Raw genomic sequence first — 21,928 nt, forward strand, 5'->3', positions numbered from 1 at the left:
CGCTCCTCGCCGCCGGCGAGCAGGTCCTCCCCCAGCCCCATCGTCCCACCTCCCCACCCCGCGAGGGGAATAGCGGACGCTGGGAGCGATCCAAAACCTTCAACCCGGTCTTATGTGACCGGCATTGGTTCTAGGCCGGGGCTACAGCGCGAGGACGCGCCGCGCGGCCGCGGTCGGCGACATTTCGCCCGTGACGACGGCGGTCTCGAGCTCGGCGAGGAGCTTGCGGACCTCGGGGCGCGCGAGGAAGCGCGACTTGATCCCTTCGTCGACGACGTTCCAGAACCAGCCGCGCTGCTGCTCGCGGCGCTTCGCTTCGAGCTCGCCCGTCGCGGTGAGCTTGGCGCGGTGATCCTCGACGATGCTCCAGATGCGGTCCATGCCGCGCATCTCGATCGCGCTCATGGTGACGACGGGCGGCATCCAGGTCGGGGTCGTATGGCGGAAGAGGTTCAACGCGGCGATGTACTGCGCCGCGGCTTGCTGCGCGCGCGCCAGGTTGTCGCCGTCGGCTTTGTTGATCGCGAGCGCGTCGGCGATCTCGACGATGCCCTTCTTGATGCCCTGCAGCTCGTCGCCGGCGCCCGCGAGCATCAGCACGAGGAAGAAGTCGACCATGCCGCTCACGGCGATCTCGCTCTGCCCGACGCCGACCGTCTCGACGATCACGACGTCGTAGCCCGCCGCTTCGCAGACGAGCATGGCTTCGCGCGTGCGGCGCGCGACGCCGCCGAGGGAGCCGCCGGACGGACTCGGCCGGATGAAGGCGGCGGGCGTCGCGGAGAGCCTCGCCATGCGGGTCTTGTCGCCGAGAATGCTGCCGCCGGTGCGCGCGCTCGACGGGTCGACGGCGAGGACGGCGACGCGCTTCCCCCGCGCGATCAGGAAGAGCCCGAAGGCCTCGATGAACGTGCTCTTGCCGACGCCGGGAACGCCGGTGATGCCCACGCGGACGGCGGTGCCGGTGCGCGGCAGGAGGCGCTCGAGGAGCGCTTGCGCGGCCTCCTGATGGTCGGGGCGCGTGCTCTCGACGAGCGTGATCGCCTTCGCGAGCATGCGGCGGTCGCCGTCGAGCACGCCGATCGCGAGCTGGGCGGCGTCGATCATCGGTTGGCGGCGACGTTGGCGGTCGCCGTGGAGCGCGGCCGGAAGCAGTAGATGCGGATGCCGCGCACGTCGATGCCGGGGCAGCTCGGGTAGGCGTCGACGAGCGCGGCCTGCAAGGCGCCGTCGCGGTCGGTGACCCACGCGCGCCCGACGAGGTAGATCGCGCGCGCGCGGTCCGCCATCGGGAAGGCCTCGACGAGCGCGCGGACGCGCGCCGGATCGACGAGACCGCGGCCATCCGGGTAGCGACGGAACTTGCGGCCCGGCCACGTGAAGCGCGCGAGCACCTCCATCTCCGAGGAGGTGACGAGGATCTCCTCGTCGGGCGGTACGTTGGCGTCGAGCCACCGCCCGGCGGCACGGAGGTCCTCGCGTCCGTGGGTCGTGTCCCACAAGTGGAGGAACGTCGCCGCGCTCATGATCACGAGCAGCACGGCGGTCGCGATGCCGCGTGCGCTGCGATCGAGGACCATGCCCGCGCCCGTCACGACGACGACGGGCGCGATCGCGGCCGCGAAGTAGCGCGGGTGCACGCCGACGCCGGCGGCGAGCCGGTAGGCGAACGGCGCGCAGAGCGCCACCGTGAAGATCGCGAGCAGGAGCACGCGCCCTTCGCGGCGCATCGTACGCAGCCCCGCCGCGGCCACGAGCGCGAACGCCGGCAGCGTCGGGAGGGCGACCGGGAGGTAGGGCAGCATCGCGCGCGTCCCGCCGAGCGCGTGCAAGTCCTCCGAAGTCGGCATGAGGGCGTAGCCGGTGAGCAGCGACCACACGACGCCCGGCATGGCGGTGATCCCGAAGACGTAGCGCGCGCCGAAGTCGCCCGAGGCCCGGCCGACCGCCGTGAGCACGAGCGCGCCGCAGAGGCCGGCGGCGACGACGCCGGCCGGCAGCCAGCCCCGCACGGGCGCTGGCCGCAGGATCAGCAACGCCAGGCCCTGCCCGGCGAGGAAGAAGATGCCGTAGTAGTGCGTCGCCACGACGACGAAGGCGGACGCCACCCACCAGAACCCGAGGCGCGGCGAGCGTCCGACGAGGAAGCGGACCAGGATCAGGAGATTGGCGGTCGCGACCGCCGCGAGGAGCGCGTAGGGACGCGCGTCCTGCGCGTGCTGGATCAGGAGCGGCGAGAGCGCGGCGACCCACGCGGCCATACGCGCCGCGCGCGCGCCCGCCACGAGCCGCGTCACGGCGGCCGCGAGCGGGATGCAGGCGAGCGACGCCAGCAGACCCGGGGCGCGGAGGGCCGCCGTCGACCAGCCCCCGAGCGCGGTCCATCCCTTGGTGACGACGTAGTAGAGGGGGGCCTGGTTGTCCCGCATCGCCGCGCCGAGGAGCGCGTCCCAGGGCACGCGCAGCATCTCGAACGTGTACATCTCGTCGAGCCAGAACGGCGCCGTGCCGAGGTTCACGAGCCGCAGCGCCAAACCCGCCACCACGGCGGCGATGACCCAGGGATCGATTCGTCGGGTAGCCACGCGTGCGCCATACAATATGTGAGGATCGCTCCGGCCGCTACGACCGAGGCGCGGGGGAGGGCTGCGGCAGCATCGGCACGAGCGGCACCGACCAGAACGACATCAGCTCGGGCGAGTCGTACCACGCGACCGTGCGGCGCCACTGCGCCGCGATCGGCACGTCGCTCGCGATGCGCACGCCGTAGTGCTTGTTGCGGAGCGTGACGAGGTCGTCCATGCGGACGGCGCGGACGCGGCGCGGGGCGACCTCGACCGCGTGCGCGCGGGCGAAGCGGCGGAAGTAGAGCGCCAGCTCGACGCGCGCGGGGCGATCGCCCGGGTTCAGCAGCACCGCCCACTCGGACTCGCGGACCCAGAGCGTGCTCGGCCTGTCGAGCACGATGCCGTCGGCGAGATACCAGCGTTCGGCGAGCGCCGGGAGCGCCATGTACGACGTCACGGCCTCGCGCGGCCGGCCACCGTCGGGCGCGCGCGCCGTCGGCCGGTTGTCGTTTCCGACGTTGTTCCAGCCGATGGTTGCCTGCGCGACGACCGGCTCCGAGCTCGCGATGCCGAGCGCGAACCGCTCGCCGGGCTTCACGGGCCAGCCCGCGTAGTTGGACTCGGTGGAGGCGCCCGGCGCCGCTTCGAGCGCGAAACGCGCCGGTTCGCGATCCTCGTAGTAGACGGTCACGTCGAGAGTCGCGGCGCGCGGCGCGGGGTTGAATACCACGAGGTGGCCCATGGTCGCCGCGCGGGTCGCGGGGTCGTCGAGATAGGTGAAATCGACGAGCCAATGGGTCTTCATGCTCGCGGGCGGCACGACGGCGAGCGTCTCGTAGCGTTCGCAGCCGGCGATCGTCGCCGCGACGAGCGCCAGCGCCGCGACGGCGGGCCGGCTCATACCGTGAGACCGTCGCCCCATGTGAAGTGCCAGTTGGCGCCGTCGCGCCAGCGCGTATCGGAGGCGTGCGGCCCCCGCGCATCGACGCCCGGCCACGCGCGCTGCGGAAAGGCCCGCGCGGGGAGCGCGAGGAAGCCGAGTCCGCGGAGCACGCGTCGCTGCGCCGAGCCGCGCGTCCCCATCGCGGCGACGCCGTGCGCTCCGGCGCGGCGCGCGAGCGCCAGCACGTCGCGAGCAGCCGCACGCGCGGCGTCGACGGCGCCGCGCCGCCAATGCCATTCCATGACGAGCACGAGACGGAGCCCGGCCGCCTCCACCGCGCGGACGACCGCCGTCGCGAGGACGCGGTCGCCGGCGACGACGTCGCGCTGCGCGTACGGGTAGCCGGCCGAATCGGGGTAGCGCCAGGCGAGCGCGGCGGCGTCACGGACGAACGCGATCGGCGGCAGATCTCCGGCGTGCGCGAAGAGATCGTCGTGGCGGGCGTCGAAGCGCGGCGGCGTCCAGGCCCCACGCCCGGCGTGGATGAGCGACGGTCCGGGCGGAGCCGGGACGGGTCCGGAGGCCGCGCATTCCGGGACCACGTGCGCGTCCGGGCTGCGCCGTTGCGTGAGAAAATGGCGCGCGATCGCCGCCAGGCTCCCGAGCGGTCGGAGCGGACGCACGAGGACCGGAAACGCGCCGAGCGGCCGGCGGTGCTCGTACTCCTCCGCGAGGCGCCTGGCCGCGTCGTTCGCGACGCCGTAGCTGACGTGCACCGCGTCGCGCTCGAGCGCTTGGGCCGACGCGGCGACGAGCGCGGGAAACACGCCCCGATGCTGCCAGTCGGGATGGACGACCGTGTCGAGCACGTGGGCGATCGGCTGCTCCGCGCCGAAGAACCGGACACGCCGGCGGAGGTTCGCGATCTGTCCGACGATCCTGCCGTCGTGGCGCGCCACCACGATCACTGACGGGCCGGCCGGGTTTTCGCAGTGGAGGTGCCGCCAGCGCTCGATCCGGGCCGGGGCGGCGAAGGTCTCGCGCAGGCAAGCGACGATGGCCGCCTCGTCGCCGGCGCGATAGCCGTCGATCGCCGGGACCGGAGTCATTTCACCGGGGAGGAGGGGGAAGCGGGCGGCACCGCGGCCATCCTACGTGAAATCGCGGATCGCGTCTGGATCGGGAAGGGCAGGTAGCCTCGTTAGGCTTCGTTAGGCAAGCCTGGGTAGGGAGTTGCGCGGATGCGAGATTGGGGGCGCTACTGCCTCCTGGGTGGAGCCCGCTCTCCCGCGAGTCCCGAGCCCCTGAACCATCCCGGGAGGAAAAGCAACGTCCGGGTAGGCGCGCGCGTAGGCCTTGAACGTGACCGATCGAGAATGGAACGAAACGGTGGATCTGCAAGTACGTAGATTCCTGGCCTCTGCGGAGAGCCGATTGATAGACGGCGCCCTCCACCCACTGAACCCCACCGTGCGCCGCGGTCCAACGCACCGCCCTCGTCGAGCGCGAACAGAAGGATGATGACCATCTCGCCCCAACCCTGAACGCACGAGAAGAACAATCAAGACCAAAGATTCGCTACCGCCCAAGACGCTTGACCGGGGACGCCGCTACGACGAAGAAACGAATCTTTGATGGGCGGTGCGGCCCTGGCCCCACGCCGTCGCTGTTCACGTGTTCGTTGTCGATTCACTTCCGTGGCCTGGAAGGAGTTCTCCGCCATGAAGACTCTTCGTCTGGCGTCGCCATTGCGTCTGCCGTCGTCGTCCTTTGCCTCTCCGTGCAACCGGCGTTCGCCGTCTGTGGCGATTTGATCCCGGATCCCGGGGAGCAGTGCGACGACGGCAACGTCGTGAGCGGTGACGGCTGCGACAGCAATTGTACGCCGAGCGGCTGCGGCAACACCGTCGTCTCGCCCAGCGAGACCTGCGACAACGGCGCCGCCAACGGGACCGACCTCTGTTGCTCGGCCACGTGTCAGGCGATCGACGTTGATGGCGACGGCATCTGCGACCGGGACGACATCTGTCCGAACAGCGCGGATCCGGCGCAGAGCAACGTCGACGGCGACATCTTCGGCGACGGCTGCGACATCTGTCCCGGCGACGTCAACAACGACAGCGACGGCGACCTCTTCTGCCTCGGGACGCTCTACAATCCGCCCGCGAAGGGCGGCGACGATCCGTGCTCGCGCACCGGCATCGCCGGCACCTGGGTCAAGCCGAAGGTGCTCTTCGCGCGCGTCGGCGCTCCGGCGGGCGACGATACCATGCGGTTGAAGGGCTTCTTTTCGGTCGGGTCGTTGCAGCCGAACATCCAGCCCGATCTTTACGGCGTGCACGTGCGCGTCACCGACAAGAACGGGCGCGTCATGGTCGACGAGCACATTCCTGGCAGGAACGACCTCACCTCGACGTTGCAGAGCTGGAAGGCGGTCGGCAGCCCGCCGAACCAGTGGATCTACGCCGACCGCACCAAGCCGGCGATCAAGAACGGCATCTCGAAGGTGATCGTCCGCAACCGCTCCTTCGTCGATCCGTACAGCTTCAGCGTGGCTGTCCAGGGCAACAAGGGTACCTACTCGATCGTGCCCGACGAGGAGCCCGTTCGCGTCACCGTCGAGCTCAACGACACCGCCCTGCCTCCGGGCGGTGCGCCCGGCCGCGACCAGTGCGGCGAGATCCAGTTCCTCGAGAACGCCACGCCAACCTGCAAGTTCGTGAAGTTCAAGGCGTCCTGCCGGTAGCGAAGTGCACGAGGCTGCGGTGTCGCGTGTTTGAGCGACACCGCTTGCCGGGTGCGATCGGCTACTACTCGGGAAACGTAACCTGTGAGGGAACGCAGAGTTCGCGAGCTCCGTAGACGCCGTATTGGTCGGTTCCGAACTGGTCGGTGGTGTAGATCAGATTCGGTAGCTGTGCGGCTGGCGTGCCCGGTGAGACCACGACCTTATAGCACATCAGGTTCTGTGTGAGGTCGGGGATACCCTCACCGTTCTTGTCGGCGTTCACGCAGAGATGCGTTGGCTTCTTGATGTCGACGGTGATGAAGCCGAACTGGTCTTCGACGGTGATGTTGAACTTCCGCAGCTTCGCGTAAGCGATCTTGTAGCACTTGAAGTGATCGACACCGAAGCTCGGAGGCATGACCGGCGGACCGGTAAGGCTCTTCGCGGTCGGCAACAGAAGACGATCGGGCTTCGTGACGTTCATCCGCTGGATGCCGAACTGGTTCTCGACGACGACGTCTTCTACCGGACGGAACCTCGGGCTTGTTTGCTTGATCGTGAAAACGCCGAGGTGATCTGGATCCATCGGCGCCGTCGGATCTTCCATGTTCTTGTCGGCGGGTGCGCAGATTCTCTTCAGCTTCTTGAGGTCGACCACGCTTGGGCCGAAAACGTCGTCGAGCGTGACGCCGTAGATGCGCGCCGGTTGACGATGCGTCTCGTAGCATTGGAAGTGGTTCAGCGGTGGGAGCACTGCCGTCGGAGTGGCGGTTGGTGTGCGCGTCGGGCTTGGCGTGGCCGTGCGGGTCGCCGTGACCGTCGGCGTGGCCGTGACCGTGCGCGTCGCCGTCACGGTCGGCGTTGCCGTCGCGGTCGGGGTGGCGGTCACCGTCGGCGTCGGCGTGACGGTCGGCGTGGCGGTCACCGTCGGCGTGGCGGTCAGCGCCGGCGTGGCGGTACGCGTCGGCGTCGGTGTCACCGTGGGGGTGGCGGTGACCGTGGCGGTCGCTGTCACGGTAGGCGTGGGGGTCAGCGTCGGAGTCGCCGTGACCGTCGGTGTGGCGGTGCGGGTCGGCGTCGGCGTCACGGTGACGGTGGCGGTCGTCGTGGGCGTCGCCGTCAGGGTCGGTGTCGCCGTGCGTGTGGCGGTCACCGTCGCGGTACGGGTCGGCGTGGGCGTCGTCGTGATCGTCGGCGTCGGGGTGACCGTCGGTGGCAGGCGGTACCCGAAGTCGGCGGTCAGGTTGCACTGGCCGCCGGCGAGCGTGATCGCCTTCGGGTCGTTCGCGGTCGTGAGGACGTAGCCCGCCGGCACCGTCGCGTTCACGACGTCCACGATGTAGGTGCCGGCCTCGATCCCGTAGAAGTGGTAGATGCCGCTGCCGTTCGTCGCCTGAGTGGCGATCACGTCCTCGCCGCCGTCGATGGACCCGTTGCCGTTGGCGTCGCGGTAGAGGTTCAGTTGCACCGACGGGATGCCCGTCTCGGGCCCGCCGTCCTGCACCGTGTCGGCGTCGAGGTCGTTCCACACGAAGTCGCCGATGCAGCCGAAGATCGTCGTCGTGTCCGCGCAGGGGACCTGGATGCCGAGCGCGGTCGCGGAGCAGAGGTTCACGATCTGGGTCGTACCGGGCGTCAGGTTCGGAAAGGAGTCGATCAGCACCTGGAACGTCACCGTGTACGTGCCGCCCACCGGCAGCGGGTTCACGCTGTCGAGGACCTTGCCGGGCCCGTCGAGCGGGAACGCGGTGCCGATCCCGTCGTCGGGAATCGGCGTCGTCACGTTCGATGCGTTGGTGAAGAGCGTGCTGTTGGGAACGTAGGTGACGTCGGCGGGGAGCGAGTCCTGCAGCAGCACGTTCGGCACCGGCGCCCGGCTGATGTTGGTGACGACGATCGAATAGGTGAGCACGTCGCCGGGGCTGACGAAGCCGTCGCCGTCGTTGTCGGTGTGGAGCGTACCGTTCTTGCCGGACGAGAACATCGCGAGAGGCGGGACGCCGGTGCCGACGTCGAGGCCCGGGGCGCCGCCGGTCGCCGTCGCGGGATCCTGACCCCAGGCGGCGGCGAGATCCACGCCGTTCGCGAGCGTGTAGAGAAGCATGCCGGTCTGATTGCGGTCGTTGGTGTCGTAGACCTTGGCGCGCTCGAGTTCCTTCAGGCTGAGCGCGACGTCGTACTTGTTGCCGTTCGGGTCGGTGAGCCCGCCGGTGGCGGGGTTGGCGTCGTAATCGACGTAGACGGTGACGGCCGTGTCGCCGTTTCCGACCGGCGTCACCCACACCGGATTGCCGTTCTCGTTGGGGTTCACGCCCGACGTCGGATCGCGACCGAGACCGAGGCCGATCAGCACCTGGCGCGTCAGCGACTCCTCGGGCACGAGGGTGAAGCCCCAGTCCCACGCCTGGTTGCCGCCCGTCGACGAGTCCGTCGAGTTGGTGGTCGAGAAGGCGAAGAAGTCCGAGGCGGCGGTGAAGCGGGCGCCGTAGCCGTCGGGGATGATCTGCGCCAGGTAGCCGCCGGCGGCGCCGCCGGGCACGACGAGCGGGGTCGTGATGAGGTTCCCGCCGCCGTCGCGGGTCGTGTACTGCACCGTCAGGTTGCCGGCGCCCGGATTGTAGAGCCATACCGTCGTGCCGGTGCCGCCCGTGGTCACGGTCGAGACCGGCGTGTACGCGGCGGTCGACCAGCGCGACACCGGCACGAGCGCCGAGTCGCGGCTCTCGTAGTTGGAGCCGATGTCGCCCGTCAGGATGTCCACCTGTACGGGAGCGTCCGCGAGCACGCGCGCCCCGGCGTTCACCCCGCCGTTCACGAAGTAGCTCTCGCCCTCGGCGAGGGCGACGTTGGTATCGAACGTTCCGTTGGCGTCGGCGTCGATCTGGACGTTCGCGCCGCCTTCGCCGGCCTGGATGACGAGGGACGTGTACTCGAACATCTGGTGATCGGTCGCGTCGGGGATGTCCTGGCCGACCGGCGCCCGGTACTCGAGGCCCCAGTTCGAGGTGTCGAGCACCTCGACCGATCCGGCGAGGAGCGTGCCGGAGCCGGCCGCCCACGCCGTGTGCGTCACCGCGACGGTGCGCGTCGCCGCGATCTTGTCGCGGCCGTCGAAGTCGATGGCGAGGAGGTTGCCGGTGTTGATGTTGTTGTTGAGGATGATGACGGTGCCGGCGTTGATGAGGTCGGACGGCACCCCGGGGGGGAACCCGTTCGTGGTGTTGCCGTCGCCCCAGATCTGCGTGCCGTCGGTGTTGCCGGGCGAGCTGTAGAGGTCCGTCGGGTTGGCGATGTCGCTGTCGTACCCGTTCTCCCACTGGTCGTAGTAGATGATGGTGCCGTTCGCGACCGCGGCGATGGAGATGTACGTCGTGATCGGGTTCGTCGGGTCGGTGCTCGAGCTCCCGGACTCGATCGCCTGCAAGCCGGTGAGCAGCTGGTCTTCCGGGAACGGCATGTAGAAGAGCTGCACCGGAGTCGGGTTGGCCGCGAGGGCGAGGCGAGCGGCTCCGAGGAGTGCGATCATCGCAAGGGCAGACAGCACGCGCAGCGCGGGCGTGCGATGTCGTGGGCGAACGGGGAGCTGCGGCATGGTCTCCTCCTCGAAGACGGGAGTGTTGACGGGTTTCGGCACGGAGAAGAAGCGCACTGCGTCTACCAGATACGCGCGACGTCGCACAAGCGTCCGGCTCGTGTGAAGGGCGGGCGGCGCGAACGCGATGGCGGATGCGCTCAGGCGATCACGCGGGTTGGTGAGGCCCTCCCGCGGGTCGGGTTCGTGCTTGAGGCGGACCCCGGCCCGCGCTAGGTCGACTCCCTCCATATTCTCGACGACGGGAGGTTCCCCATGACGACCGAGCGCCCCGATCTGTCCGCCGGCTTCCCCGCCATGTCCATCGAGGAAGCGCACCGCCGCATGACGGCCCCGGGGTCGATGCTGGAGGTGGAGGAGCGCGAGATCCGCGGCGTCCGCATCAAGGTCTGGAAGAACGCGCCGCCGACGCTCGCCGAAGTGTTCGCGATGAGCCAGTTCTTCGCGGACCGCACCTTCCTCGTGAACGACGACGAGCGCGTGACCTTCGACGCGCACCGGCGCGCCGTGGCCCGCTTCGCCGCCCGCCTCGTCGCCGACGGCGTGAAGAAGGGCGACCGCGTCGCGATCGTCATGCGGAACCTGCCCGAATGGAGCGTCGCGTTCTGGGCCGCGGCGCTCACGGGCGCGATCGTGACGCCGCTCAACGCCTGGTGGACCGGTCCCGAGCTCGAGTACGGCCTCCGGGACTCCGGCACCAAGATCGCGATCGCCGATGCCGAGCGCTGGGAGCGCCTGCGCGAGCACGTCGACGCCTGTCCCGATCTCGAGAGGATCTACGTCAGCCGCTCGACCGAGCAGGACATCGCCGACCCACGCGTGCAGAAGCTCGAGGAGATCGTCGGCCCGCCGAACGGGTGGGCCGCGATCGAGCAGGTCGACGTGCCGAACGTCGCTCTCGATGCCGACGACGACGCCACCATCTTCTACACCTCGGGGACGACCGGGAAGCCGAAGGGCGCGGTCATCACCCACCGCAACATCATTTCCAACGTGTTCAACGCGCTCGCCGCGCAGTCGCGCGCCTTTCTCCGCCGCGGCGAGGCGCCGCCGGCGCCGAATCCGCTCGCGGCTCAGAAGGCGATGCTCATCTCGGTGCCGTTCTTCCATGCGACCGGCTGCTTCGCGATCATGGTCCCGGCGCTCCTCGCCGGCATGAAGCTCGTGATGCAGCGCCGCTGGAACGTCGACCAGGCGCTCGAGATCATCCAGCGCGAGCGCATCACCAACGCGGGCGGCGTTCCGACGATCGCCTGGCAGATCATCGAGCACCCGCGCTTCGACGAGTTCGACCTGTCGTCGCTCGAGAGCATCGCCTACGGCGGCGCGCCGTCGGCGCCGGAGCTGGTGCGGCGCCTGAAGGAGCGGTTCCCGAAGATGACGCCCGGACAGGGCTGGGGCATGACGGAGACGTCCGCCACCGCGACGAGCAACGTCGGAGAGGACTACGAGCGGAAGCCGTCGAGCTGCGGCGTGCCGTCGCCGACCGGCGAGGTGCGGATCGTGGGGAACGACGGCGCCGACGTGGCGACGGGGGAGGTCGGCGAGCTCTGGTATCGCGGTCCGATCGTCGTGCGCGGCTACTGGAACAATCCGCAGGCGACCGCCGAGACGTTCGTCGATGGCTGGGTGAAGACGGGCGACCTCGCGCGCCTCGACGACGAGGGCTTCGTCTACATCGTCGACCGCGCCAAGGACATGTTGATCCGCGGCGGCGAGAACATCTACTGCGTCGAGGTCGAGAGCGCGCTCTACGAGCACCCGGCGGTGATGGATGCGGCGGTCGTCGGCATTCCCCACCGGACGCTCGGCGAGGAGCCGGCGGCCGTCGTCCACTTGAAGGCGGACGTCCACGCGACCGAGGAGGAGCTCCGCCACTTCGTCTCGCAGAAGCTCGCGGCGTTCAAGGTGCCGGTGAAGATCCTCTTCCTCCCCGAGACCCTGCCGCGGAACGCCAACGGCAAGATCCTGAAGAAGGACCTGAAGGCCCTCTTCGGCGCGTAGTCAGCGCCCGAGCAGCTCCTTCATGCGGGCGGGATCGGCGAGGTCCTGCGGCGTGAGCTTCAAGTGGCGGACCTCGCCCGGCGCGCGGACGACTTCGAAGAGGTGCAGGGACGCGCCGCCCGCCGCCTCGCGCACGTCGAGCTGGCGGGCATAGGGCGTGAGGTCGGCGAGGATCGCGTCGCGCTCGGAGCGGCCGGTCGCCGCCGTGTGGACGTGCGAGAAGAGCAGCCAGAGGCGCCGGCCGGGAACGAGGAACGGCTTCAGCTCGGCGCCGTACGCGGCCGGGTCGCTCCGGTGCGAGCCGCCGAGCGTGATCGCGGGATCGAGCGCGGGATGGTGGAAGCGGAAGGCCTGCACCGCGCCGTCGTACACGTAGACGCGGTCGCCCGGCTGTCGCGCCGCCGCGAGCGCGGCCACGAGCGGCGCCGTCTCCTCGTAGACGACGCCCGCCGCGGGAGCGCGGAGGCCGGCGAGGATCGTCGGCGCGACCACGACGGCGCTCGCGAGGGCGAGGAGCGCGCGCGCGGCCGCCGGCAGCGGGCGGCGGCCGGCGGGCGGCGCCGCCGCGGCGCCGACGCCGAGGTAGACGAAGGGGAGGAGAAAGGTCGTCGTGCGTCCGCCCGCGAGGGGATAGACGCGCCACGCGGCCGCGACGACGACCGTGGCGAGGCTCGCGAGCGCGGCGACGCCGAGCCAGCGCGCCGCGAGCGCGAGCCCGGCTACGACCAGCATCGCCGTGAGCCACGTCGGGCGGAGCGAAGCGTAGCCGAGGAACTCGCCGAGCCGTTCCACGACCCACCCCGCGCCCGGCACGCCCTCGATCGGCGGAAAGTCGCCTGCCCAGTACGCGGCGACCACGGGACGCGCGCGCTGCGGACCGATCACGAGGGCGTACCAGGCGAGGGTGGCGGCGCCGCTCACGACGTGCGCGGCCACCCAGCGCCGGCGCGCGGCGCCGTCGCGGCACGCAGCGAAGGTCGCGAGCGCGATGCCCGGCAGCACGAGCGCGCTCGGGTACGAGAGGCCGGGGGCCGTGCTTTCGAGCAGCGCCAGCGCGAGCCAGCGCCGCGGCGCCGGCGTCCGCGCGACGGCGCCCGCGGCCGCGAGGAGGAGCAGCACGACCGTGATGTCGGTCGAATACTGCTTGAGTTCCTGGCCGTGGAGGAGCGCGGTCGGCGAGGCGGCGAAGAGGAGCGCCGCGACGAGGCCGGCCGCGGGTCCGGCGGCGCGGCGCGCGACGACCCACGCGAGCGGCACCGCGGCGACGCTCGCGACGACCGGCAGCGCCCGCATGCCGAGCGCGGAATGGCCGACGACCGCGCTGATCGCACGGAGGGCGAGCGCAAAGAGCGGAGGCATCGGCGCCGTGATTCCGCCGCCGCCGAGCACCTGGGTCCAGAAGGCGTCGGCGTGCGGCGCGAGCGCGACGTTGGCGCGCCACGCCTCGTCGAGCCAGAGCGAGCGGCCGAGCGTCGGCGCGCGGAGCAGCGCCGCGGCGACCGTCAGCGCGGCGACCGTCCAGGCGGCGGCGCGGCCGGAAGCGGGCGAGCCGTGCACGGGGCGGTGAAGCTAGGCGATGCCGGTCGGAGGCGCAACCGAAGCTGGCGAGCCGAGGCAGGTGCGCTCGGACAGCGCGACCGGGCTACCAGAGCGTGCGAACCGGATAGCGACCGATCTCGGGATCGGGAGTGACGAGCATCATCGCGCCGATGAGGGCCTGGCAGATGAGCATGCGGTCGAACGGATCCCGGTGAAGCATGGGCAGGCGAGCGAGGTGGAGCGCCGCTTCCTCATCGAGGGGGAGAGGCTCGATCCCGCGCGCGCGGCGCTGTGTCGGGACGTACTTCTCCGGCGCTTCGGGGAGCGGCAGCTTTCCGAGCGCGTGCTTCGTCGCGATCTCCCATGCCGACACGCTGCTGAGGTAGACGGTGTTCGTCGCGTCGGCGAGCGCGGCCCGCGCCGCCTCGGAGATCGCGGCGCCGCCTTCGATGCTCCAGAGGAAGGTGCAGGTGTCGAGGAGCAGGTTCACGAGCGGCCTTCGAACCCGCGCATCACCTCCTCGGAGAGCGGTTCGAAGAATCCCTCGGCCAGCTTGAAGCGGGGATCGCGCCGGAAGATCGGACGGGGAGTCTTGCGGGGCCTCGGCAGCGCCCGGAGCTCCGCGATCGGCTCGTTGCGTCGGCAGATCGTGACCACGTCTTCCTCGCCGCGCTCGAGACGATCGAGGTACTCGGAAAGGCGGGTTTTCGCCTCATGGATGTTGAGCTTCACCACGAACTCACAAATAAACTAGATAGTAGACTAAGTAAAGGCGGCGGGTCGTGCCGTGACACGCCGTGGCGTGCCCCGGGTCCAGCCGGTATAGGGAGGCCCCATGGCCGCATCCGTGCTTGCCGGCGTCGAGATGGCGCCCCGTGACCCGATCCTCGGCATCACCGAGGCGTTCAACGCCGACCAGAATCCCGCCAAGGTGAACCTCGGGGTCGGCGTCTACTACGACGAGAACGGGAAGATCCCGTTGCTCGAGTGCGTGCGGCGCGCCGAGCAGCAGCTCGTCCAGACGCCGCGCCCGCGCGGCTACCTGCCGATCGACGGCATGCCCGTCTACGACCAGGCGGTGCGGACGCTCGTCTTCGGGGCCGACCACCCGGCGATCACCGAGAAGCGCGTCGTCACCGTGCAGACGCTCGGCGGCACCGGCGGGCTCAAGGTTGGAGCCGACTTCTTGCGGCGCGTCGCGCCGAGCGCCGGCCTCTGGATCAGCGATCCGAGCTGGGAGAACCACCGGGCGCTCTTCGAGAACGCGGGCTTCACCGTCGCGACCTATCCCTATTACGACGCCGCGACCAAGGGCCTGCGCTTCGAGGCGATGCTCGAGGGCTTGGGCGCGATCCCGAGCGGCGACGTGGTCGTGTTGCACGCGTGCTGCCACAACCCGACGGGCGTCGACCTCTCGTCCGCGCAGTGGCAGGCGGTCGCGGAGGTCGTGAAGACACGCGGGCTCGTACCCTTCCTCGACATGGCATACCAGGGTTTCGCCGAGGGCATCGACGCCGACGCCGCCGCGGTGCGTGCGTTCGCGTCGACGCTCGACCCGGTCTTCGTGTCGAGCTCGTTTTCGAAGTCGTTCTCGCTCTATGGCGAGCGCGTCGGCGCGCTCAGCATCGTCGCGGGCAGCGCCGACGAGGCGGCGCGCGCGCTCAGCCAGTTGAAGCGGCTCGTCCGTACCAACTACTCCAATCCGCCGACGCACGGCGGACAGGTGGTGGCGACGGTGCTGAACGACCCCGAGCTCCGCCGCCTCTGGGACGAGGAGCTCGCCGGTATGCGCGACCGCATCCGCCGCATGCGCGAGAAGCTGACCGCGCTCCTCGCGGCGAAGCGGCCCGGAGTCGACTACGGGTTCATGACGCGCCAGCGCGGGATGTTCTCGTATTCGGGGCTCACCAAGGAGCAGGTGACGGCGCTCCGCGAGCGTTTCGCGATCTACGCCGTCGATTCGGGGCGCATCTGCGTCGCGGCTCTCAACGAGCGGAACATCGCGGCCGTCGCGGACGCGATGGCCGCGGTCTGATTCGCGGCGCCGTCGTTGTCTCGTGTTCAGGCCTCTTCCGTGCGGCGCCCCGATCGATCGCGCGTCGCCTCGTGGTGGTCGGCCGCCTGGCCGATCGTTCTCGGGCTCGCCCTCGCCGCGCCGGTCCCGGCGGACGTCGTAGCGACGCCGTCGCGATCGGTGCTACCAAGACCCGAGAGGAGCGCCACGATGTCGAGCAAACGCTACGAGAAGCCGGCGGCACCCGAACTCGAGAGCCGCCTCACGCCGGTGCAATACGAGGTCACGCAGAAGGCGGCGACCGAGCCGCCCTTCCGCAACGAGTTCTGGGACAACCACGAGCCCGGGCTCTACGTCGACGTCGCGACCGGCGAGCCGCTCTTCAGCTCGACCGACAAGTTCGACTCGGGCACCGGCTGGCCGAGCTTCACGCGTCCGGTCGAGCCCGGCCGCGTCGTCGAGCACGACGACACGAGCCACGGTATGCGGCGCATCGAGGTCCGCTCGCAGGGGGGCGCGTCGCACCTCGGGCACGTCTTCGACGACGGGCCCGGGCCGACCGGCACGCGCTACTGCATCAACTCGGCCGCGCTCCGTTTCATCCCGGCCGCGCGGGTCGCCGCCGAGGGCTACCCGGAGTACGCGAGCCTTTTCGAGAACGGCGGCGCCGGGTCCGCGGCCGCGCACAGCGGCACGGCGGACGGCGGGGACGAGCCCGGATGCTCGCCGACGCTCGAGACCGCGCTCCTCGCCGGTGGCTGCTTCTGGGGCATGGAGGACCTCCTGAGGAAGATCCCGGGCGTGCTCGAGACGGAAGCCGTCTACACCGGCGGCGCGCTCCCCGATCCGACGTACGAGGACCTGCACGATGGCACGTCGGGCCACGCGGAGGCGGTGAGGGTCGTCTTCGACCCGACGCGGATCTCGTATGCCGACCTGCTCGAGCGGTGGTTCTTCCGTATGCACGATCCGACGACCAAGGACCGCCAGGGGAACGACATCGGGTCGCAGTACCGCTCGGCGATCTTCGTGACGTCCCCCGAGCAGCGGAAGGTCGCCGAGGAGGTGAGGGCGCGCGTCGACGCGGCGGGCAGGTGGAAGCGGCCGATCGTGACCGAGATCGTGGAGGCGGGCCCGGTCTGGCGTGCGGAGGAGTACCACCAGGACTACCTGCAGAAGCACCCGGGCGGGTATACCTGTCACTACCTGCGCGACTGACGATCGCCGCGCGGGCAGCGTGGCCGCGCCGCGGCGGCTATCTCCCGGCGGCGGGCGGCGGCGCGGTCGCGGTAGGCTCGAGGCGCACGAGCACGGCGTCGTGATCCGAGAACGGATCGTCGACGCGGCGGTTCACGATGCGGTCCGCGGCCGCCGCCGCGGGTAGATCGCGGGTGAGCACGTAGTCGAGCCAGCGCGCGGGTCGCCGCATGACGGGGCGGGTGCCGCACGCGCCGCAGGCGAGGCGGAGGTCGGCCGTGCGGTCCGTGCCGAGGAGGGCGAGGTGGCTCTCGTAGAGCCCGCTCTCTTCGCCCGGCGCGGTGTTGAAGTCGCCGCCGACCACGACCGCCCGGCCGCCGAAGCGCCGCGCGAGCGTCGACGCCAGCTGGTCCAGTTGGCGCCGGCGGATGTCGGAGTAGTCGCGACGATGGCGCGCGTACCCGGCCTGGAGGTGGGTGTCGACGATCGCGATCACGGCGCCGCCGCGCACGAGCTCGGTCGCGAGGAAGCCCTTCTTCGCGATGCCGTCCCACTCGGCGAGGCGATACCAGGGCGCGGAGTCGTCGTAGGCGACGAACGTCGGGGCCGTCGGCATCCACCCACTCGCGATGCGGACGAGCACGAGGAGGCCGCCGCACGGGAACGGCCGGCCGCAGCCGGTCGCCGCGACCGGGCGATAGGCGCCGCCGAGGTTGCGCGCGAGCTGGCGCGCGTACGCGTGCGACCAGACTTCCTGCAGGAGCACGACGTCCGGCTGCTGCTCGTGGATCTTCACCGCGACGTTCCGGAGGCGCGCGCTCGGACGCGGCGCCATGAACGGGATCGCGTGCACGTTCCAGGTGAGGACGCGGAAGCAGGCGGCCTCGGCGCACGGCAGGAGCGGCGGCGCGGGCTCGGGACGGCCGAGCGCGTGCGGCAGACAGCCGGAGCACGTGCCGAGCACGAGCGCGGCGAGCAGAGCCAACGAACGCATCCTACCCGCTCAACATGCCCCGATCGCGCTGGGTCGGATAGCGGGGTCGGGGGACGACGAACCCCCTCTCTCGGGCGCGGTGGCGGCCTCCTCGCCGGGGCGAAGCGCCGCCCATCGACCGCGTGGATCGCACGCGTGGATCGCCGCCTTGACGCCCGCGCGCGGCGTGTGCCAGAGCCCGAGCCGGTGGCGATGCCGGCACAACGCTTCGCGAAGCACCCGATCGCGGCGTACGAGGCGGCGCTCGAGGACCTCGCGCGCCTACCGGTCGACGAGCGGCGCTCGCTCGTCCGCATGTTCCAGCAGGCGACCAGGCTCATCGCGAGCACGCTCTCGGTCGAGCGCGTCGGCATCTGGCTGTACGAGCACGAACGGACGCACCTCCGGCTCGTCTGCCAGTACGCCCGCGCGCGCGACGCCTACCGCGCCGACGACGTGCTGCTCGAGGCCGACTTTCCGGTCTACTTCCGCGCCTTGCGGGATTATCGCGCGATCGTCGCCGACGACGCCCGCACCCACCCGCTGACGAGCGAGCTTGCCGCGGCGTATCTCGTGCCGAACGCGATCACGTCCATGTTGGATGCTCCTCTCGTGCGCCATGGCGAGGTGGTCGGCGTGGTCTGCCACGAGCACGTCGGCCCGCTGCGCACCTGGACGCCGAGCGAGACGAGCTTCGTCGCGTCGGTCGCCGATCTGGTCGCGGTCGCGATGGAGCAGGCCGCGCACATCGAGGCGCGGCGGGCGCTCGAGGAGACAGCGCGGCGCGCCGGCGAGGAGCAGCGCATGGCGGCGCTCGGGCGGGTCGCGGCGGCGGTCGGCCACGATTTCGGCCATCTCCTCACGATGGTGCTCTCGCACGCGCAGGAGATCCTCGCGGTGCCGGACCTTCCGGTCGCGGCGAAGTCGCACGCGGCGGCGGTGGTCGACACCATCAACCGCAGCCGCGAGTTGACGCGCCAGCTCGCCGAGCTCGGACGCAACGGCGACACGCCGGCGGCGGCGATCGCGCTCGACACGAGTGTCGCGACCGCCGCGGACTTCCTGCGCGCGATGCCGCGCCAGGGGCAGCGCATCGACCTCGCGCTCGGCGCGGCCGGGGCGCGGGTCCGCTTCGAGCCGACCCAGCTCGATCAGGTCCTGATGAACCTGGTGAACAACGCGCTCGACGCGACCGGCGAGGGCTCCACGATCCGCATCGCGACGAGCCTCACCGACGAGCCGGGCGACGGACGCATGGCCGTGTTGCGGGTCACCGACGACGGCGCCGGCATCGACGACGAGACCAAGACGCACATCTTCGAGCCGTACTTCACGACCAAGGGCGGCGCCGGCACCGGCCTCGGGCTCGCGATCGTGCACGCGCTCGTCGAGCGCGCCGGCGGCTTCATCCACGTCGAGAGCGCGTCCGGGAAGGGCACGAGCGTCGAGCTGCATCTCCCGCTCGCGGCGTAGCCGCGGCGGGCCGGCCGATCGCGGGTGGCCGCGGGCGGCGCTACGCGAACGCGAACCGCTCGCCGACGAGCCGCTCGGAGACCTCCCACAGGCGCTCGGCGTTCGCGCCATCGAGGGCGTAGGACTTCACGCCTTCGGGTGCCTCGGGGGCGTCGTCGATCTCGGCGACGTGGCAATCCTCGAGGTAGAGCCCGCCGCGTCCCGCCAGCTCGGGCGCGGAGGCGGCGAAGCAGCTCGTCGCGGCGCCTTGCTCGACCGTCTTGAACTGCATGCCGCGCGCCCGCGATCGGAGGTATTCCAGGTCCTCGGCCTGGAGGTGGCGTCCGAGCTCGGTCACGATCGCGCCCGGGTGGACCGCGAAGGCGTGCACGCCGCGCGTGCCGAGCCGCCGCTCGAGCCCGACCGCGAACAGCACGTTCGCGGTCTTGGCCTGTCCGTACGCCTGCCACTTGTCGTAGGGCCGCCGTTCGAAGCCGAGGTCGTCGAAGTCGACGGGTGCGATGTGGTGCCCGCGCGAGCTCAAGCACACGACGCGCGCGGCGTCGCTTCGCAGGAGCGCCGGTACGAGCGAGCAGACCGCGAGGAAGTGCCCGAGGTGGTTCGACCCGAACTGCAGCTCGAAGCCGTCGCTCGTCCTCGCGAGCGGGCACGCCATGACGCCCGCGTTGGCGACGAGGAGGTCGATCCGCGGGTGCTTCGCGCGCATGCGCTCGGCGAAGCGTCGGATGCTCGCGAGCGACCCGAGCTCGAGCTCCTGCACCGAGACGGCGGCGTTGCCGGTCGACGCCCGGACGTCGGCCGCGACCGCCTCGCCCTTCGGGACGTCGCGCGCGGTGAGAACCACCTCGGCGCCGTGCGCCGCGAGGGCGCGCGCCGTCTCGCGCCCGAGCCCGCTCGAGCCGCCCGTCACGAGCGCTACGCGCCCGCCGAGGTCGATGCCGCCGAGGACTTCGTCGGTGGTGGTCGTAGGGCCGAAGCTCGCGGGGTCGCGCATCCGCGCTCTATAGCGATCGCCCGAGCGCCCGTCGATATGATGGCTGCTGCTGCGGCAAGTAGGGGGGCGCTTTGCGGCTCCCGGTTCCAGGAGCCCAGCGCCGAGGGCCCGCCGGTGGCTCTCCGCCTCGGGGTCAAGCGAGCTGTCCGCCGCTCGCAAAGCGCCCCAGCACCCGGCGGCGCGCACGCGGGCTCTTGGCTTGCGGATCGCATGTGACGCTGCCAGGGTGCGCGAGCCGTCATCGCCCAGCGAGGAGCCCCCATGCGCCAGCGTCTCCGTCTCGTGATCGTCGTCCTCGGCGCGTTCTTCCTCCTCCAGGGCGTCGCCTGGCTCGTCGACCCGGCGCGCGTCGCCGCCGGGCTCGGCATGCCGCTCCTCGACGGCCTCGCACGCAGCACGCAGGTCGGCGACTTCGCGTCCTTCTTCCTCGTGGCGGGCGCGACGATGCTGCTCGGCAGCCGCCACGGCCGCTCGGAGCTGCTCTGGGTGCCGGCGGCGCTCATTGGCGGCGCGGCGGTGACGCGCACCCTCGCGTGGATGTTCCAGGGCGCCGCGTTCGCGTTCCTCTTCATCACCGTCGAGGTCGTCGTCGCGGCGATCCTCGTGACCGGTGCGCGCCGGCTCGACTCGCTCTAGGACGATGACGAAGCAATGGCCCGGCTACGACGACTACCAGGCGGGCACCCCGCGCGACATTCCGGTCGTGTTGCTGCGTCCGCGCTGACGAAGCTCGCCGATCGCCGCGCGCGCATGCTGCAGCATACCGTGGTGCCGCTGCCGGGCGGAGGCTGGTTCAGCCCCTACGGACGGTCTGGCGAGGTATTGCGCGACGCATCAGTGCACCCGGAAGTCGCGCAGCAGCGTGATGGCGCCGAGACCGTGCGCCTTCCGGTAGTAGGCTTCGTCCGCCGTGACGCAGAGAGTCTCGCGTTCGCACCGGGCGACCGCATGATAGAGCGTGTCGAAGACGTGGTGACGCAGCGACGCCGCAAGTCGGCACACTTCGACGTACACCGCGACGTCCTCAGTGGACTCGGGGCGGTCAACCGCTATTCGGATCCATCGTCCCCTCCTCCCGCCGACCGACGGGGCGCGGGATCGGCAGCCTGGTTCACCCTAGGCACGGGTGCTGCCGGCCGCCCGTCCTCGGCGCGCATGCGGGCGAGATTCGCGTCGATCTGGTCGTGGAGGTGGGCGACCAGATCGGCGTGATCCTCGCCGGGGGTCCGCGCGATCGGGTCGTCGATGCGGACGCGTACCCGCACACCGAACGGGATCGGCCAGAAGTTCCGCTGCATGAGCCGCCAGGAATGCTCGATCGTGACGGGGACGATCGGCGTCGCCGGCGCCGCCGTGAGCAGTGCGACGGTTCCGCGCGGCTTGAACGGCTTCAGCTCGCCGCGTCGCGCCCGCGTGCCTTCGGGGAAGATCACCGCCGAGACGCACCGCTTCTCGACGCGCCGGCCGAGCTCGGTGATCGCCGCGGTCGCCTGATCGGCGTCGTCACGGTCGATGAGACAGTTGCCGCCGCGGCGCAGGTTGTACGAGACGCTCGGGATGCGGCGCGCGAGCTCGCGCTTCGAGACGAATTTCGGGAAGTTCGTGAAGAACAGGTGCAGCAGGAGCGCGATGTCGAACATGCTCTGGTGGTTGGACACGATGAGGTAGGCGGTGCGCGGCCGGACCCGCGGCGAGCGGTCGATCGTGAGCCGCAGACCGGTGATGCGAAAGGCCTCGACGAGCGCGGTGCCGAGGCAGGCGACGCTCCAGTCGTGGGTCCGCTTGCCGAACGCCTTCGCGATCCATTGGACCGGCTCGAACACCAGGAGGATGAGCCCGAAGACGACCGAGAAGACGATCGTCATCGGCCAGTCGAGGATGCGCGCCATCGGGCGCGATAGGTGCAGCAATCGCGCCCCGGACACAAGCCGCGCGGCGTGCGCCTCCGATGCGCGGCCCACTCC

Annotated in this window: 19 protein-coding genes; 7 read left to right on the forward strand and 12 right to left on the reverse strand. The window is 70.8% G+C overall.

Features of this window, described 5'->3' with window-relative positions; translation table 11 throughout:
• Positions 1 to 141: 141 nt before the first annotated feature.
• Genes meaB through IT293_04985 form a run of 4 tightly spaced genes read right to left on the reverse strand, consistent with a single transcriptional unit; the run spans position 142 to position 4,559 of the window.
• Entirely contained in the window at positions 142 to 1,107 is a 966-nt protein-coding gene (gene meaB, locus IT293_04970) for a methylmalonyl Co-A mutase-associated GTPase MeaB (GenBank protein ID MCC6763997.1), read from the reverse strand.
• A complete protein-coding gene (locus IT293_04975; GenBank protein MCC6763998.1) occupies positions 1,104 to 2,585 on the reverse strand; it encodes a glycosyltransferase family 39 protein in 1,482 nt (493 codons plus the stop codon). Before IT293_04975 ends, meaB begins: the two co-directional genes overlap by 4 nt.
• Before the next feature lie 37 nt (positions 2,586 to 2,622).
• Complete coding sequence (locus IT293_04980; GenBank protein ID MCC6763999.1) at positions 2,623 to 3,468, reverse strand: hypothetical protein; 846 nt, start codon at positions 3,466 to 3,468, stop codon at positions 2,623 to 2,625.
• Positions 3,465 to 4,559 carry a GNAT family N-acetyltransferase gene (locus IT293_04985; protein ID MCC6764000.1) on the reverse strand — a complete coding sequence of 365 codons (1,095 nt, stop codon included), beginning with the start codon at positions 4,557 to 4,559 and terminating at the stop codon, positions 3,465 to 3,467. Before IT293_04985 ends, IT293_04980 begins: the two co-directional genes overlap by 4 nt.
• 671 nt (positions 4,560 to 5,230) lie before the next feature.
• Between IT293_04985 and IT293_04990 the strand changes: the two genes are divergently transcribed.
• Positions 5,231 to 6,196 (forward strand): hypothetical protein, encoded by a 966-nt coding sequence (locus tag IT293_04990; GenBank protein MCC6764001.1) that lies wholly within the window; start codon positions 5,231 to 5,233, stop codon positions 6,194 to 6,196.
• Between the two features lie 64 nt (positions 6,197 to 6,260).
• Here IT293_04990 and IT293_04995 read toward each other — a convergent pair whose 3' ends face one another.
• Complete coding sequence (locus IT293_04995) at positions 6,261 to 9,770, reverse strand: DUF11 domain-containing protein (GenBank protein MCC6764002.1); 3,510 nt, start codon at positions 9,768 to 9,770, stop codon at positions 6,261 to 6,263.
• A 255-nt stretch (positions 9,771 to 10,025) separates the two neighbouring features.
• Between IT293_04995 and IT293_05000 the strand changes: the two genes are divergently transcribed.
• Positions 10,026 to 11,774, forward strand: a complete 1,749-nt coding sequence (locus IT293_05000) for an AMP-binding protein (protein MCC6764003.1) — start codon at positions 10,026 to 10,028, stop codon at positions 11,772 to 11,774.
• Here IT293_05000 and IT293_05005 read toward each other — a convergent pair whose 3' ends face one another.
• The 3 genes from IT293_05005 to IT293_05015 form a co-directional block, all read right to left on the reverse strand.
• On the reverse strand, positions 11,775 to 13,331 hold the full coding sequence (locus IT293_05005) for a glycosyltransferase family 39 protein (protein MCC6764004.1): 1,557 nt from the start codon (positions 13,329 to 13,331) through the stop codon (positions 11,775 to 11,777).
• Positions 13,332 to 13,416: 85 nt separating this feature from the next.
• Entirely contained in the window at positions 13,417 to 13,803 is a 387-nt protein-coding gene (locus IT293_05010; protein ID MCC6764005.1) for a type II toxin-antitoxin system VapC family toxin, read from the reverse strand.
• Complete coding sequence (locus IT293_05015) at positions 13,800 to 14,048, reverse strand: type II toxin-antitoxin system Phd/YefM family antitoxin (GenBank protein ID MCC6764006.1); 249 nt, start codon at positions 14,046 to 14,048, stop codon at positions 13,800 to 13,802. Before IT293_05015 ends, IT293_05010 begins: the two co-directional genes overlap by 4 nt.
• A 130-nt stretch (positions 14,049 to 14,178) precedes the next feature.
• Between IT293_05015 and IT293_05020 the strand changes: the two genes are divergently transcribed.
• Complete coding sequence (locus tag IT293_05020) at positions 14,179 to 15,348, forward strand: aspartate/tyrosine/aromatic aminotransferase (protein ID MCC6764007.1); 1,170 nt, start codon at positions 14,179 to 14,181, stop codon at positions 15,346 to 15,348.
• Positions 15,349 to 15,537: 189 nt separating this feature from the next.
• Entirely contained in the window at positions 15,538 to 16,545 is a 1,008-nt protein-coding gene (locus IT293_05025; GenBank protein ID MCC6764008.1) for a bifunctional methionine sulfoxide reductase B/A protein, read from the forward strand.
• A 37-nt stretch (positions 16,546 to 16,582) separates the two neighbouring features.
• On the opposite strand, the gene IT293_05030 is transcribed toward IT293_05025, so the two are convergent.
• The gene (locus tag IT293_05030; GenBank protein MCC6764009.1) at positions 16,583 to 17,509 is read right to left on the reverse strand and encodes an endonuclease/exonuclease/phosphatase family protein; all 927 of its coding nucleotides are present in this window, start codon (positions 17,507 to 17,509) and stop codon (positions 16,583 to 16,585) included.
• A gap of 201 nt (positions 17,510 to 17,710) precedes the next feature.
• Here IT293_05030 and IT293_05035 point away from each other — a divergent pair, with 201 nt between their 5' ends.
• Positions 17,711 to 18,970 (forward strand): GAF domain-containing protein, encoded by a 1,260-nt coding sequence (locus IT293_05035; protein ID MCC6764010.1) that lies wholly within the window; start codon positions 17,711 to 17,713, stop codon positions 18,968 to 18,970.
• Between the two features lie 40 nt (positions 18,971 to 19,010).
• Here IT293_05035 and IT293_05040 read toward each other — a convergent pair whose 3' ends face one another.
• A complete protein-coding gene (locus tag IT293_05040; GenBank protein MCC6764011.1) occupies positions 19,011 to 19,964 on the reverse strand; it encodes an SDR family NAD(P)-dependent oxidoreductase in 954 nt (317 codons plus the stop codon).
• A gap of 261 nt (positions 19,965 to 20,225) precedes the next feature.
• Between IT293_05040 and IT293_05045 the strand changes: the two genes are divergently transcribed.
• Together IT293_05045 and IT293_05050 are read left to right on the forward strand one after the other, a co-directional pair.
• Entirely contained in the window at positions 20,226 to 20,600 is a 375-nt protein-coding gene (locus IT293_05045; protein MCC6764012.1) for a hypothetical protein, read from the forward strand.
• Entirely contained in the window at positions 20,575 to 20,688 is a 114-nt protein-coding gene (locus IT293_05050) for a nitroreductase family deazaflavin-dependent oxidoreductase (protein ID MCC6764013.1), read from the forward strand. The genes IT293_05045 and IT293_05050 overlap by 26 nt, the downstream gene beginning before the upstream one ends.
• A gap of 110 nt (positions 20,689 to 20,798) precedes the next feature.
• On the opposite strand, the gene IT293_05055 is transcribed toward IT293_05050, so the two are convergent.
• Together IT293_05055 and IT293_05060 are read right to left on the reverse strand one after the other, a co-directional pair.
• On the reverse strand, positions 20,799 to 20,978 hold the full coding sequence (locus tag IT293_05055; GenBank protein ID MCC6764014.1) for a hypothetical protein: 180 nt from the start codon (positions 20,976 to 20,978) through the stop codon (positions 20,799 to 20,801).
• Between the two features lie 35 nt (positions 20,979 to 21,013).
• Positions 21,014 to 21,853, reverse strand: a complete 840-nt coding sequence (locus IT293_05060; GenBank protein ID MCC6764015.1) for a 1-acyl-sn-glycerol-3-phosphate acyltransferase — start codon at positions 21,851 to 21,853, stop codon at positions 21,014 to 21,016.
• Positions 21,854 to 21,928 lie beyond the last annotated feature (75 nt).

Source organism: Deltaproteobacteria bacterium, assembly GCA_020848745.1.
GTDB lineage: Bacteria > Desulfobacterota > Binatia > UTPRO1 > UTPRO1 > UTPRO1.

Bases quoted from the DNA above. Each gene is read 5' to 3' on its own strand.
- meaB (MCC6763997.1), bottom strand. From the start codon at position 1,107: ATGATCGACGCCGCCCAGCTCGCGATCGGCGTGCTCGACGGCGACCGC.
- IT293_04980 (MCC6763999.1), bottom strand. From the start codon at position 3,468: ATGAGCCGGCCCGCCGTCGCGGCGCTGGCGCTCGTCGCGGCGACGATC.
- IT293_04985 (MCC6764000.1), bottom strand. From the start codon at position 4,559: ATGACTCCGGTCCCGGCGATCGACGGCTATCGCGCCGGCGACGAGGCG.
- IT293_04995 (MCC6764002.1), bottom strand. From the start codon at position 9,770: ATGCCGCAGCTCCCCGTTCGCCCACGACATCGCACGCCCGCGCTGCGC.
- IT293_05000 (MCC6764003.1), top strand. From the start codon at position 10,026: ATGACGACCGAGCGCCCCGATCTGTCCGCCGGCTTCCCCGCCATGTCC.
- IT293_05020 (MCC6764007.1), top strand. From the start codon at position 14,179: ATGGCGCCCCGTGACCCGATCCTCGGCATCACCGAGGCGTTCAACGCC.
- IT293_05025 (MCC6764008.1), top strand. From the start codon at position 15,538: ATGTCGAGCAAACGCTACGAGAAGCCGGCGGCACCCGAACTCGAGAGC.
- IT293_05035 (MCC6764010.1), top strand. From the start codon at position 17,711: ATGCCGGCACAACGCTTCGCGAAGCACCCGATCGCGGCGTACGAGGCG.
- IT293_05040 (MCC6764011.1), bottom strand. From the start codon at position 19,964: ATGCGCGACCCCGCGAGCTTCGGCCCTACGACCACCACCGACGAAGTC.
- IT293_05045 (MCC6764012.1), top strand. From the start codon at position 20,226: ATGCGCCAGCGTCTCCGTCTCGTGATCGTCGTCCTCGGCGCGTTCTTC.
- IT293_05060 (MCC6764015.1), bottom strand. From the start codon at position 21,853: ATGGCGCGCATCCTCGACTGGCCGATGACGATCGTCTTCTCGGTCGTC.